Source organism: Jiangella asiatica (genome assembly GCF_004349065.1).
GTDB lineage: Bacteria > Actinomycetota > Actinomycetes > Jiangellales > Jiangellaceae > Jiangella > Jiangella asiatica.
Window position 1 is genome coordinate 1 of sequence record NZ_SMKZ01000064.1, and the last position, 12560, is coordinate 12560.

Consider the following 12560-nt stretch of genomic DNA (forward strand, 5'->3'; position numbering starts at 1 on the left):
CGGGGTGGGTGTGCGGGTCGGCGACGGGGTCCGGCTCGGCGTCTCGGACGGGATCGTCCCCGGGTCCGAGGTGGACGAGCCGGGCGTGCCGACATCGACCGGGTCGCCGAAGTCGTCACCGACGGACGGCGCGGCGACGAGTGCGCCGACGCCGATCGCGCCGGCGATGACGACGACCAGCGCGGCCACGGTGAGGGTTGCCGCCGACTTCATGGACAGCATCGTCGGCCCGCCGCGGGAGACGACGATGAGCCGCGGATGAGAGAGTTCTCATCCGCCGTCGACATCATCGTCGGAGCGCTGGTCACGGGTCGAGTGTCCCACCATCCGGGGCGGAGTGTCCCGGGTCATCCTGGTGGTGGCAGCCGCCAGACCCAGCCCTCGGCCACCAGCTCGCCGTCGGGCCAGCGCGAGCCGCCCCACAAGAACACCGTCGTGCCGTCGGCGGTGTCGGCGAGTGCGACGGCCTGCCCCTGGACGTGGCCGTCCTCCGGCGGGTCGGGCACCCTGCTCCAGGTCAGCGTGGGCACGTCGAGCACCCACGCGCCGGAGACGACGGTCCGCTCGCCGCTGACGTCGCCAGGGACCATGAACCCGTCCAGCGAATCGCGCTCGGCCCGCTCGGGCAGCTCGGACCAGGTGCCGGCGACGGGGTCGAGGAGGCCGGCGTACGGGATCCGGCGGCCCCAGTTGTTGGTCTCGCCGCCGTCGGCGCCGCCCTCGACCGCACTCACCAGGACGTTTCCGACGCGACGGAAGCCGATGCCGGTGAGGACGTCGCCGTCGGGCAGCCGCGACCACGTGCCCGACGCCGGGTCGAGGGTGGCGGCGCGGACCACCGGCGGGTCGACGCCGGGGTCCGGGACCAGGTCGCTGGTCAGCAGCACGGCGCCGTCGTCGGTGCCGACCAGCCGGCGGTCGAACGACGGCGCGAGCGGGTCGGGCGGGAGCTCGGACCACGTGTCGGTGACGGCGTCGTAGACGAGGTCGGGCGGGATCGGGTCGCGGGCCGCGCCGCTCCCCCCGGTCTCGTGCGAGCTGAGGTAGGCGACAATCTGCCCGGCCACTGTCGTGAGGCTCCACCAGTCGTCGGCGCCCGGCGGTGTCAGGGTCGCCCAACTGTCCGCGGCGGCGTCGTAGGCCAGGAACGACCGCAGCAACGCCCCGTCCGCCGGGTATTGCGTCGATAGCAGGTACACGGTGTCGCCGACGACGGCGGCGGTGTCCGGCCCGGCGCCCACCGGGGCCGGCGCGTCCGAGATCGGTGCCCACGCGTCGGCGACGGGATCGTAGGCCGCACCGTCGCGCAGCAGCTCCGGCGGGCCGGCGCAGCCCGCGTTCGGCGGGCACGGCGGACCGTCGCTGCCGCCGATGACCAGGATCGAGTCGCCGACGGTGACCGTCAGCGGCGCCTCGCGCGGGCTGAGCGGCGCGTCGGCGACCCGCTCCCAGCCCGACTCCGTCGAATCGCTGTCCGTCCCCGGATCGAACGCGTCCGCACCGCAACCCGCCGCGAGCAGGGCCACCAGCCCTGTCGCGGCCACCCACCGTGCCCGTGGCGGCGTCATGCACCTTGGACGCGGTGGCCAGCCTGCCCGTTCCGGCGCCACTCAGCCCTGCACTTGCCACCGACCCCTGCTTCTTCGCGTCCCCTCGCCGTTGGTGAGCGCGGGGCGAACGGGCTTGACGGCCCGTCTGATCACGGCAGGCCGAGCTCGTCGGCGAAGAGGTCGTAGCCGACGAAGGAGACGATGTCGAGCAGGGAGTGCGCGATGACCAGCGGCATCACCCGGCCCGTCCGGTGGTACCACCACGCGAAGAGCACGCCCATGAGCGCATTGCCGATCGCCATCCCGAAACCCTGGTACAGGTGGTAGGAGCCGCGCACCGCGGCGCTCATGGCGATGACGGCCGGCAGCTCCCAGCCGAGCTGCTTCAGGCGAGTCATGAGGTACCCGACGACGATGACCTCCTCGACCACCGCGTTCTGCAGGGCCGACAGGATCAGGACCGGGACGGTCCACCAGTACGCGTCCAGTGCGCTGGGCACCACGGTCGCGCTGACGCCGAGCTCGCGGCCCAGCACGTAGACGCCGATGCCGGGAAGGCCGACGACGACTGCCAGCCCGGCGCCGACCAGGAGGTCGCGGCGCGGCTGTCCGAGGTCGAACCCGATGGCCCGGGCCGCTGAGCGGCCCGGCGCCGACAGCAGGTAGAGCGCCAGCACCACCGGCACCAGCGCGAACCCGATGGACAGCAGCTGGTACGTCAGGTCGAGGTACTCGCGGGTGCTCTGCGGCGCGTTGAGGGTGGCCGTCTGGTCGCGCAGGCTGCCCTCACGGGTCAGCTTGGCGATCAGGCTGACGACGGCGTACACCGCCGACTGCCCGAGCGACAGGCCCAGGACGATCCAGACCTCGGCCGTGATTCGCCGCCGCGACGGCTGCGTCATCTGCTCGTCGTGCGTCGCGGGCACCTGCTGACCGACCACGGTTCCGAGGGTAACCGCGACCGGCCCCGACGCGGGCTCATGCGCGTCAGGGCCGGGAGGTCCGGGCGGGGCTCGTGGCCAGGACGGTGCCTTCACGGCCGGGACGGACGGCGTGCCCCCGGTCAGCCGGCAACCCGGCGGATCGCCACCGTCTCGACGACGGCGAACCCCGCGACCAGCGCGGCCTGGGCAAGGACCCACACGGTGCCGGCGGTGGTCAGGTCGAACCAGCCGGCCGCGGCGACGACGACGCTGTCGACCACCCAGACGGCGTTGATCGCGACGACGCCCCACAGCCAGGCGACCGGGACGACGCGCCGTGTCGACAGCGCCACCAGGACGGCGCCGGCCAGGACGAGGAACGCGCCGGCCGGGTACAGCAGCGCGGTCGGCAGGCCGAGCCGGTCGCCGATCCACCCGGCCGCGACGAGGTAGGCCAGGCCGTTCAGCCCGGTGCCGACGCCATCGAGCTCGAGGACCCAGCGCAGCAGCGGGGTCTCCCGGACCCGGGCGACGGAGGCGGTGCGGGCGACGGTGTTCGTGGTCATGAGGACCAGCTCCTTGAGTGAGGTGCGAATGCGTGTCGGACACCGCCCACCGTCGCCGGCAGACCACTGCCACCTGCAGACCTGGCACTGCCAATCACTGCCAGTTCGCCCGCGCGGGGAGTCAGCGGGGAGTCAGTCGTCGCGCGAGCGCAGGTCCAGCGCCACCACCCGGGCCGCCGCGTTCTGCCAGTTGTAGAGGGTCCGCTCCGGCACGTAGCGGCGCAGCCAGTCGAACGCCCGGCGCGAGGTGTCGTCCAGGCCGCTGAGGTCGGGCTGGCGGCGGTACGGACGGATGCCGGCCACGTACGGGAAGTACAGGGCGTTCCAGAAGGTGGGGTCAGTCCATACGTTCAGGAGGGCCGATGTCCACGACCAACGCACCCCTGCGCCAGCGTAAGCTCCAGAGCCTCGACCGACTGCTGGTGTGGCTCCCTCACATCACCTACCCGATCGCGTTCGTGATCTTCGCGGTGTCGACACGATGATCCGCGACCCGAAGTTCTACGCCCTGCTGGGCATCGCGGTCCTGCTCTCGCTGATCCTCGTGGTCCTGCTCGCCGACCGCGGCGTCGTGGCTCCCCCCGAGCCGCAGCCGGCGCCCTACAGCACCGGCGACCGGCTGGAGGGCACCGACCCGGTGCTGTGCATCGAGGACCACACCAGCGGCTTCCCCGTCGCCCAGGCGGCCGCCGAGTTCGAGGGTCTCGTGCGGATGGTCGTGGAGGACGACTGCAGCGGGCAGCCGAACGCTGTGCTCGTCGCCCTGGTGATCCGCGACGACGAGAGCTGGTCCGGCTGGTACAACGGGCCGAACCCGTCCCGCGACGGCGCCGCGTTGATCTCGCTGAACGTCGCCGAGGCGTTCCGGCTCGACGCGCGCGGCTGGCGGATGGTCCTCGTGCACGAGCTCGGCCACGCCGCCGGCCTCGACCACACCTTCGAGGGCGAGTCGGTCATGGACCCGCTCGACTACAGCGACCACGACGGCCTGACCGAGTCGGACCGGCGCCAGCTTGCGGAGATGTACGGGTAGCTCAGGCGCCCATGCCGCTGATGACCCACCAGTTGGTTCCGTCGTAGACAACGGTGCGGAGCCCCAGAGGGCTTTCGATGCCGATGGTCGGTGTGCCGTCGATGTTGGCCCCGGAGCCGTCGATGGTGATGCCGAGCGTGCCGGCGACCTGCTTGATCGTGAAGACCTTGCCGGCTGGCGCGTCGGTGGGCAGGTTGACTGCTGTGTCGTTGACGTTGCCCGTAGTGTCGATCAGCTGAACTGTGGGCGAGTCGGCTGCCAGGTTGACGGTTTCGCCGGTTTGGGTGGTGACGGTGAGGTGTCCACCACCAACGCCGGCCACGGCAGAGTCGACGTACGCCTTGGTGGCCGTGGAGATGGGCTTGTCGGCGTCGCTGGTGTTATCGACGTTGCCGAGCCCGACGTCGGCCTTCACGAGCGTGACCGCGCCGGTGTGGCCGTTGACCGAGATGACGCCGGTCGCCGCCTCGAACTTCTGCCAGACCGCGCCCTCGTAGACGACCAGGTCGCCCACGTCGAAGGTGATCGACCCGGAGCCGAGATCCTGTGAGCCGGCGACGTGCACCCGGTACATGTCGCCGGCCGCCCCGGTCCCGTCGGCGAGCGTCGGCGTGTTCGTGCTGGCATCCCAGTTGCCGTGGTAGTTCAGGCCACTGATCGGCATCTGAGCCAGCTTGATGAGTCCGGAGCCGTCGAGCACCGGCACACCATTGGCCGCGTCCGTGGTGAGCGACAGAACGACGTCATCGCCGTTCGGGGTGACGACCAGCGGCGGGTCAGCGGTCACCTGGTCGCTGGCGTTGCCGCCCAGGGTCGTGATGGGCGTGGCGACGCCGTCAACGACCGCGTAGAGCGCCACGCGCCCCACCAGGTCGCCGTCAGCGGTCCGCGGGAAGCCGTCGACCTCCTCGCCCTGCAGTGCGGTGGCTGGGTCGCCGTCGGCGTACGGGACGGCGCGGCCGACGAGCTGGCCGTCAGCGGTTCGAGCGGGTGCCATTGCGCGTGACCTCCTGATATGTACTGGGCGTGTCTCCGTCAGGAGACCGCCATCGCCTGCCACGAGACCGGGATATTCGACCAGCTCGTCGTGCTGCCCGTGGAGTTGAAGATGAACAGCGTGAAGCCGGTGGTGGTGACGCTGATCGCCCGGCTGTGATGCTGGGCCGTCGCCCCCGATCCGCTGACGATCTCGGTGGTCACTGCGGGCGGCGCATCGAACGTCCGGCCGAAGCTCACGTTCTGCGTATGCGTGGTTTGCGAGGTGAACGACACGGTGGCGATGCCGGCCGCTGCGTCCGGCGGGCTCGTCGTCTCTGCCCAGTCCGACCAGACGTCCGCGGCCGCACGCCAGTGCCGCACCCACTGCTGCGCCGTTTCCTGCGATCCGACCTTGAAGAACTGCTGCACCGTCCGGGCGGAAGTCGGATGCCGGAAGGTGACCACGAAACCGAAGTTCTCCGGCCACGTGTTGTCCCCGGACACGTTGCTGACCGATAGCCCGATCGGGTATGCGGTCTCGTCGGTCGATGCCGGAGGCGCCGCCGGGATCTGCGACGACATGAACTGACCCAGCAGGGCGACGTTTCCGCTCGACCGGGTGTCGATCCCGTCTACCGTCTCCTCGATGGCGCGGAAGCCGGCGTCGATCTGGTCCGGGCCGTCCGGCTCGTCGTCGAGGGTGGGGACCGGCCAGCCGTAGATGGGCGTGTTCATGGCGTTCCTCTCTTGGTGACTGAATACGGCATGCCGATGACCAAGCCGGAGCCGCCGGTCCTGCGCAGCTGCAGCTCCAGCGTCCAGAACCCGTACGGCGTCATGACGGGGTCCGGGAGGAGGCGAGGACCGAGGTCGACGATCTGGGCCGTGGTGCCGGAGAACGCCTCCGTGCTGCCGAGCTGGTGGCCGCCGACCAACACCCGAACGGCGCCCCCCGTGGCTTCCGGAGCGCACCAGCAGCGCATGGCCACATGCAGTGCTGGGTGCGTCACATAGAGGCGCCCGAGCCAGACGGTCGTGTATGCAGTGGAGTCGACCGAACTGTTGCCGAGCGAGGACACCGGGTACACCGGGACGTCCATGTAGGGGCGGTCGAGCATGCCGGCCGGCCCGGCGTCGGTGGCCAGAGCCCGGACGCCCTCGTGGTCGGAGATGCGCACGATCGGCGGTGCGTTCGGCTCTGGCGGCGCGATGCCGAACAGGTCTCGCCGGTCGTCCTGCTGGACCACCAACCCCTGGCCGACGATCTCGCCGGTGTCCTCGATGATCAGCTGTCCTGCGATCATGTGCGGGACGCCGTTGGGGTGGTAGGTGACGATCTCGCCGCCGCCGGCCGAGGTGCGGCGGATGCGGACGGTGGCGCGGCCGGCGCCGTCGCGCACCACGATCTCGCCAGGGTCGGTGGAGATGCGCCCCAGCACGAAGTACTGCGACTTCACACGCAGGACGCCCACGACGTCGCCGACCTGAATGGCCAGGGCCTCGGTGCGCATCAGGAACGGCACGCCCGTGATCGAGGTGCCGGCGATGACGATGGCGTTGTGCCCGGTGTCGGTCTCCCACTGGGTCACGATGCCGGACCGGAACCCGATGTCACCCTCGCCGGCAGACACCAGCCGCGTGAGCGCGGTGGTCAGATCGTCCTGGGTGCTCATGACAGCCCGATCTCGATGCTGGTCTGGTCCTTCGTGGTCGCCGTCAGCGGCTCACCGGCAGTGAGCGGGATGGTGACCGTCTGCAGCGTGTGGATGTAGTCGTGGTCCCGCGTGAGCACGCGGACCGGGTCGAAGGGCTCCAGGGCCGGGTTGGGCACCGCGGCGAGGTCGAGCGAGAACGGCAGCCCGAGGTTGTCGCGCAGCATCTTGGCGGCGGCGGCCTGCGCCTGCTGGGTGGTGGTGAGGAACTGCGAGGAGTAGAACCGCGGCACCTTCCCGAAGGTCAGACCGTACTGGTTCACACCATGCCAGTACGTGGGCGACGCCGGGTCGTCGTCGACGGCCAGCGCCCGGACGGGGACTGTCTGGTCCGCGCCTTCACCGGTGGCTACGACGCCGTTGTAGACGCCCTCGCGGGTGAGCTCCCGGGACATCTCCACCAGGACGCCGTTGCGGCCGGCGTTGACCTCGAACACCGGCTCCGCGGGGTCGGGCCGGTCCTTGACGACGAAGATCCCCCGGTAGTCGACGTAGAAGTCCTTGGCCATCGCGTCGGCCAGGTCGCGCAGGAAGGCGTACCGGTCCTCCTCGGCGACCATGTTGCGGTTGAACACCACCGAGGTCATGTCGAAGTCGGCGTCGATGACCGCCGACGGGTACACGTCGAGGATCAGCTGCTCGAACGCCTCCTGCAGGGTGGTGCCGAGCGCGAACTGCACGGGCGCGACCAGGCGCCCGTCCACGATCGCGGCCATCCGGTCCTTGGCGGTCACCTCGACCTCACCGAGCGGTGCTGCATCCTGGGCCGGCGACTCGACACGGAAGTAGCCGAGGCTCACCCATTCCACGTGACGGTCGCCGAACTCGATGCCGCGCCGGACGAACAGCTCCTGCCCGTACGGCGCGAGCACGTCGGTGTGGTCGTTGGGCCACAGTGCCGGCTCGGTGGTCAGGTCGAGGCTGGCGCGGACGTCGGCGGTGCCGTCGGACACGACGTTGCCGCCCAGGATCTTGATCTGTGTGCCGGTGGGGTTGACGCCGGTCTGGTGGCCGGGCACGGCGATCACCTCGGCGCGCATCTTGTGCGAGTCGCGCACCGCGTCGAGGAACTGCTGGCTAACCGGCCTCATGGGACGATCACGTCCGTCGGGTCGCCGATGCGGTCCATGAGCTGCGCCCACGTGGCGTTGGCGGCGATGACGTCGCGCCAGGTGGCGTAGGCGTTGAGGACGCCCTGCCAGGTGACGGTGGACCCGACGATGGACGGGTCGGGCGCGGCGACCTCGGTAAGCGGCAGGTCGAAGTAGCGCCGCATCCCCCGGGTGGACCGCCGGCCCTCGGTGGTGTCGCCGATCACCACGTACATGGTGTCCACGCCGCAGGTGGCTGGCGCATGCAGGAACATCGGGTCGCCGGAGGACAGGATCACGTCAAAGTCGCGGGCGTCACCGAGGTTGTCGGTCATGATCGTGATGGTCTGCTGCCGCGACATCCGCAGGTCGGTCACGGCGACCGGGTAGCTGCGGCCGACGACGGGGAACACGCCGTTACGGGAGGCACGCTCGACCTCGGAGAAGTCGGTCAGCGCCACCTTGCGGTTCAGGAACGGCCGGGTGAGCGACTTCAACCACAGGCCGTCCAGGGCCACCGTGATCGAGGCGGTGAGCACTACGTCCGTGACCGAGCCGACCGCGACGGTGAAGCCGCGAGCGTTGAACAGGCCGTCGGTGTCGCCGGCTTCGAGGTCGAACGCGAATGCCTGCTGGCCACTCTGGCCAGCTGAGGCGAGGTGCCGCGTGTAGACCGCGCCGAGCATGTACCCGTCGGTGCTCCCGCTCGTGACGATGGGCGTCGCTGCGTCGGCCGACTTCGTGTACCCGGCCTGGTCCAGGAAGTCGCTGTTTCCGGTGGCCGGAGTCGGTGCCTGCACCTGCCCGGTCGGCATGCGGAGCTCGAAGTCATGCGGGCCGGTGGGGTCCACCGACGGCGTCTCGACCGGGTTGAGCGTCGGGAGGAGGCCGGAGAAGGCTGAGGCGGCTACCGGCGCCAGGTCTTCGCGGCCGCCGCTGATCGCGGCCACGGCAACGACGCATGCGCCGTCGGTGGACTTGCGGAAGATGTAGAACGGGGGCAACGTGTCGCCCTGCACCTTCCACCAGAGCTTGCAGAAGCCGCCGGAAATCAACGGGTGCCAGGTGTCACCACCGCCGAAGTCGCTTGGGAGCGTCATGTCGGCGGCGCTTCCGCCCTGCTGCATCTGGAGGGCGACGATCACGTCCCCCGGCTGGACTCCGGCCGGGGGTGTCACAGACTGGTTGTCGAACCCGTCGTCGGTGGCTGTGTCGACGGCGATGGAGCGCAGGTCCGCGGTCGGGGCATCGGCCGGTGGCCGCACCCGGTAGAAGTTCTCGACCGAGTCGGCGAACTCGTAGTCGTCCAGCTTGAACGCGCCGTTGACGACCGGCACGGCCGTGCCGCCGCGGACCGTGGTCCACCGGATCTGGTCGGTCGACCGCTCCACTATTGCGATCCCAGCCGGCAGGTCGGTGGCCTCGATCCGAACCCGGGACAGGTCGTCGAGGTAAGTCAGGGTGAGGCTGCTCATGCGGTCGCCACCCTCGGTGCGCCGGAGGTGATCGCCCGCTTGATCGCCCTGCCGTTCTTCTTGATCTCGACCTGGGCGATGCCGGCGATGGCCTCCTTGGAGAGCATCACGTTCACGGTGATCTCGCCGCCGCCCTGGCCGGGCGTCAGGACCCGCTCGCCGCGGCGCAACAGCGCCAGCCCCTCGGAGCGGCCGTCGCGGGGCATGAACACGCCGCCGGAGTGCAGCGTGGGGATGTTGGGCGTGTTGAAGGTGAACCGGGGCACGGTGATGGTTGGCCCGAACTGCCCGAGCGGGTCGTACGAGCCGCCGCCAATGGTGAACGACAGCCGGTTCCAGCCTCGGATGATCCCGTTGATCGCGCTGCGGAAGGCGTTGCCCAGCCCGTTGAACGCCCCGGACACGGCCCGCGAGATGCGCCCGGGCATCCCGGTGAAGAACCCGACGATGGCGTCAACCCGGCCGCCTACCCAGCTGGCCGCGCCACCGACCGCATCACGAACGGTCCGCATCGCCGTGGCGACGCCGTTGCCGACGGCGCGGCCAGCGGCCAGCACGGCGCCGAACGCTGCCTGGACGATGCGACGGAACGTCTCCGAGCGCTGATAGGCGAGCACCACGGCGGCCACCAGGGCCGCCAGGACGGTGATGACGATGCCGATGGGGTTGGCCCGCAGCACAGCGTTGAGCGCGCGCTGCACGACCGTGTAGGCGGTCGTCGCGGCGGTGGCGGCCCTCGTGGTGACGGTGTGCGCGACGGTAGCAGTGGTCGCCCTCACGGTCGCTACGGCGTTCGAGATGAACCCGGTAGCGGCGGCCTTCACGCTGGGGATGAGGAAGTTCGCGAACCCGGACGCGAGGTCACCGACGCCCATACCGAGGGTGAACAGGCCGTTGAACAGGTCACCCTTGGCGATCATCGATACGCCACTCATCGAGTCCTGGACACCTGTCAGGGTGTCGCGGAACCCCATGGCTCGGGTGTCGACGGAGTCGGCGGCCTCGCCGGCGCGGTCGAAGCTGGCGCCGGCATCGCGGCTCGCGCTCGACACGCGGTCCAGGCCGCGACTGGCTCCGTCGGTGGCGTTCTCCAGGCCACGCGCGTCACCGGTGAACTTGATCTTTACGGTACGCTCGCCGGCCATCATCCACCTCGCGTGAACTCGTCGATGATCTCGTCGGCGGCCGCGTTCCACTCGCGGCTGATCAGCGCCTCCTCGGACTCGATGGTCTTGAAGAACCAGTACGAGCCGCGACCCAGGTGCGGCCGGAACTGCCGGTACCGGCGCGAGCCGAACTCCGAGCCGAACAGCAGCTTGAACGCGGGCGCCCGGTTGCGGCCCAGGCGCTTCGTCCCGCCGGCCTCGACGACGGGTACACGGTCGCGCCGCGCCTTCACCGTGGTGGCGACGAGACGGGCCTGGCGCCCCTCGGCGCGGCCGGACTGGGTGGCGCGGTCGGCGAGCAGCTGCGCCAGCCGCTGGGCGCGGTCGCGCAGCTGGTCGTTGGCGTCCTTGGGCAGGTCCCGGAAGGCGTCGAGGGTCTCGTGGACGCCGTCGACCCGGACGGTCATCGTCAGCGACGTCCTAGCCACGAGAGTCCCCCTCCTTCTTCAACGCCTGTTCGATCAGCTCGGTCGCGGTGACGATCGCCGGCATCCCCTCCTCCACCCACACCGACGGCGCGATGCCGGTGGCGACCGCCAGCTCGATCACTCGTCGGGCGAGTGATCCGGCTGGGTAGGGTCCGGCTCGTCGTCCTGGTCTTCCTCGAACGCCAGGTCGTGGGTGTCGGCGAACTCGTCGAGCGAGCCGGCGAACATGCCCTGCCGGCGGCACGCTGTGTGCGCCAGCTGGTACAGCTCGGTCATGGTGCCGCCGCCGCGCAGGTTCGAGAACGCGGCGCCGCGGTACGCCTTCTCCCACAGGAAGACGTCGCGGGAGGCGGCGGTGATGTCGAACGGCTCGCCGTGGTCCGGCTTGACGGTGAACTCGATCACGACTGAAGGTCCCTGCTGTAGATCGGCTTCCCCTCGATCGGGAAGGTGACGGTCTGGGTCTCGGTGGTGCGCACGGCACCCCCGGCGCTGGGCGCCTTGACCTTGCATTCGCCGGTCCACTGGACGCCCCAGTCCGGGTCGTCCGGGTGGTTGACGAGCAGGAACGTCACCCACTGCCCGTCGAGGGTGGTGAGGACGTCGCTGATGCCGCCCACGGTCCAGTCGGCGAAGTAGGTGAGCTCCAGCGCGTAGTCGGGGTCGGCCTCCTCGCGGAACTCCCCGTCCGGGCAGAACGTGTAGAACCGCTCGCCGTCCTCGGTGTTGTTGACCACCTGCCAGTTCGACACCTGGCACTGGTAGTCCACGCCGTCCAGCGTGAGCGTGATCTCCTTGAGCTTCTTGTGGTTCACCATGTCCGGTCCTTCCTCACAGGTCCGCCTCGACGGTCAGTTCGTACGCGGGCAGATCGGCGTTGCCGACCTGGTAGGTGCCGGGCAACGCGATGGTGACCACGGCGAAGTCGGTGCCCTCGTCGATGGCGGCCGCCGCAACCGGCACGAGATCCCACAGGTTCTCGATGCTGCGGTCGTCGAACCGCTGCGTGAGGTAGACCAGGAACGTCGCTGCCGTCGGCTCGGTGCAGCCGGTCTCCCACGTCAGCCGCGGCGGCATGATGACGGCGGCCGGCGGGTCCAGCGATGCGCCCGGGTCTCGCGTCACCCGCAGGTTCGGCACGGCGGCCAACGCCGCCTCGATGGCCTCGGCGGCCTCGCGGACGTTCATCCGACCACCGGTCTCGCGTGGCGGCCGATGCGCAGCAGACGGTCGATGTCGGGGTCGACGGACGGCACGCGCCCTGACCCGGCCTCGGCCATCATCACCAGGCCGTCGGGCGACCGGTTGCGCGCGTGCCACCGGCCGGCCAGCCTGATCGTGCCCAGGATCAGGCTGGCGTCACCGGCCGGGTCGGGCTTCGTCGAGGTCGAGCCGCCGCCGAAGTTGTAGTCACGCGCGCGCACCCGCTCGACGAAGAACACCGAGGCGTCGAGGACACGGGTGAGCCGCTCGTCGTCGCGGTCGTCGGTGATCTTCAGATCGTCCTTCAGCTCGTCCAGCGTCGGCGGCCACGCCATGCCCAGTCACCTCCCTACTTCTTCTCGATCTCCCAGCCGCGCTCGGTGAGCACGTGCCCACCGGCGCGGACCGGCTCGGCCTTCGGCTTCGCCTTGGCCT

18 protein-coding genes and 1 pseudogene are annotated in these 12560 nt (G+C 70.3%); 2 read left to right on the forward strand and 17 right to left on the reverse strand.

Translation table 11 applies throughout. From position 1 onward, the window contains the following. From E1269_RS28180 to E1269_RS32570, 5 genes and pseudogenes are all read right to left on the reverse strand, one after another. A pseudogene (locus tag E1269_RS28180) lies at positions 1-213 on the reverse strand (hypothetical protein); the annotation flags it as partial. A gap of 134 nt (positions 214-347) precedes the next feature. Continuing rightward, complete coding sequence (locus E1269_RS28185; RefSeq protein ID WP_131900906.1) at positions 348-1568, reverse strand: hypothetical protein; 1221 nt, start codon at positions 1566-1568, stop codon at positions 348-350. A gap of 131 nt (positions 1569-1699) precedes the next feature. After that, the gene (locus tag E1269_RS28190; protein WP_131900972.1) at positions 1700-2452 is read right to left on the reverse strand and encodes a CPBP family intramembrane glutamic endopeptidase; all 753 of its coding nucleotides are present in this window, start codon (positions 2450-2452) and stop codon (positions 1700-1702) included. 161 nt (positions 2453-2613) lie between these two features. Then, positions 2614-3039 carry a hypothetical protein gene (locus E1269_RS28195; protein WP_131900908.1) on the reverse strand — a complete coding sequence of 142 codons (426 nt, stop codon included), beginning with the start codon at positions 3037-3039 and terminating at the stop codon, positions 2614-2616. 132 nt (positions 3040-3171) lie between these two features. After that, complete coding sequence (locus tag E1269_RS32570) at positions 3172-3342, reverse strand: hypothetical protein (protein ID WP_162606668.1); 171 nt, start codon at positions 3340-3342, stop codon at positions 3172-3174. 59 nt (positions 3343-3401) lie between these two features. On the opposite strand from E1269_RS32570, the gene E1269_RS33960 reads away from it, so the two are divergent. Continuing rightward, entirely contained in the window at positions 3402-3524 is a 123-nt protein-coding gene (locus E1269_RS33960; RefSeq protein WP_275264651.1) for a hypothetical protein, read from the forward strand. Next, a complete protein-coding gene (locus tag E1269_RS28200) occupies positions 3521-4072 on the forward strand; it encodes a matrixin family metalloprotease (protein WP_131900910.1) in 552 nt (183 codons plus the stop codon). Before E1269_RS33960 ends, E1269_RS28200 begins: the two co-directional genes overlap by 4 nt. A gap of 1 nt (position 4073) precedes the next feature. Here E1269_RS28200 and E1269_RS28205 read toward each other — a convergent pair whose 3' ends face one another. Genes E1269_RS28205 through E1269_RS28255 form a run of 12 tightly spaced genes read right to left on the reverse strand, consistent with a single transcriptional unit; the run spans position 4074 to position 12460 of the window. Continuing rightward, positions 4074-5132 (reverse strand): hypothetical protein, encoded by a 1059-nt coding sequence (locus E1269_RS28205; protein ID WP_131900912.1) that lies wholly within the window; start codon positions 5130-5132, stop codon positions 4074-4076. Next, entirely contained in the window at positions 5108-5785 is a 678-nt protein-coding gene (locus E1269_RS28210) for an H-type lectin domain-containing protein (RefSeq protein ID WP_131900914.1), read from the reverse strand. The genes E1269_RS28205 and E1269_RS28210 overlap by 25 nt, the downstream gene beginning before the upstream one ends. Further along, a complete protein-coding gene (locus tag E1269_RS28215; RefSeq protein ID WP_131900916.1) occupies positions 5782-6723 on the reverse strand; it encodes a hypothetical protein in 942 nt (313 codons plus the stop codon). Before E1269_RS28215 ends, E1269_RS28210 begins: the two co-directional genes overlap by 4 nt. Then, positions 6720-7853: a DUF5047 domain-containing protein gene (locus E1269_RS28220; RefSeq protein WP_131900918.1), complete on the reverse strand. Its 1134-nt coding sequence runs from the start codon at positions 7851-7853 to the stop codon at positions 6720-6722. The genes E1269_RS28215 and E1269_RS28220 overlap by 4 nt, the downstream gene beginning before the upstream one ends. Beyond that, entirely contained in the window at positions 7850-9328 is a 1479-nt protein-coding gene (locus tag E1269_RS28225) for a hypothetical protein (RefSeq protein ID WP_131900920.1), read from the reverse strand. Before E1269_RS28225 ends, E1269_RS28220 begins: the two co-directional genes overlap by 4 nt. Next, on the reverse strand, positions 9325-10473 hold the full coding sequence (locus tag E1269_RS28230; protein WP_131900922.1) for a hypothetical protein: 1149 nt from the start codon (positions 10471-10473) through the stop codon (positions 9325-9327). The genes E1269_RS28225 and E1269_RS28230 overlap by 4 nt, the downstream gene beginning before the upstream one ends. Further along, positions 10473-10922, reverse strand: a complete 450-nt coding sequence (locus E1269_RS28235) for a hypothetical protein (RefSeq protein ID WP_131900924.1) — start codon at positions 10920-10922, stop codon at positions 10473-10475. The genes E1269_RS28230 and E1269_RS28235 overlap by 1 nt, the downstream gene beginning before the upstream one ends. Then, the gene (locus E1269_RS33965; protein ID WP_275264652.1) at positions 10915-11043 is read right to left on the reverse strand and encodes a hypothetical protein; all 129 of its coding nucleotides are present in this window, start codon (positions 11041-11043) and stop codon (positions 10915-10917) included. The genes E1269_RS28235 and E1269_RS33965 overlap by 8 nt, the downstream gene beginning before the upstream one ends. Beyond that, positions 11040-11327 carry a hypothetical protein gene (locus E1269_RS28240; protein ID WP_131900926.1) on the reverse strand — a complete coding sequence of 96 codons (288 nt, stop codon included), beginning with the start codon at positions 11325-11327 and terminating at the stop codon, positions 11040-11042. Before E1269_RS28240 ends, E1269_RS33965 begins: the two co-directional genes overlap by 4 nt. Continuing rightward, the gene (locus E1269_RS28245; protein ID WP_131900928.1) at positions 11324-11740 is read right to left on the reverse strand and encodes a hypothetical protein; all 417 of its coding nucleotides are present in this window, start codon (positions 11738-11740) and stop codon (positions 11324-11326) included. Before E1269_RS28245 ends, E1269_RS28240 begins: the two co-directional genes overlap by 4 nt. Before the next feature lie 13 nt (positions 11741-11753). Beyond that, the gene (locus E1269_RS28250; RefSeq protein ID WP_131900930.1) at positions 11754-12110 is read right to left on the reverse strand and encodes a hypothetical protein; all 357 of its coding nucleotides are present in this window, start codon (positions 12108-12110) and stop codon (positions 11754-11756) included. Continuing rightward, on the reverse strand, positions 12107-12460 hold the full coding sequence (locus E1269_RS28255) for a head-tail connector protein (RefSeq protein WP_131900932.1): 354 nt from the start codon (positions 12458-12460) through the stop codon (positions 12107-12109). The genes E1269_RS28250 and E1269_RS28255 overlap by 4 nt, the downstream gene beginning before the upstream one ends. Positions 12461-12560 lie beyond the last annotated feature (100 nt).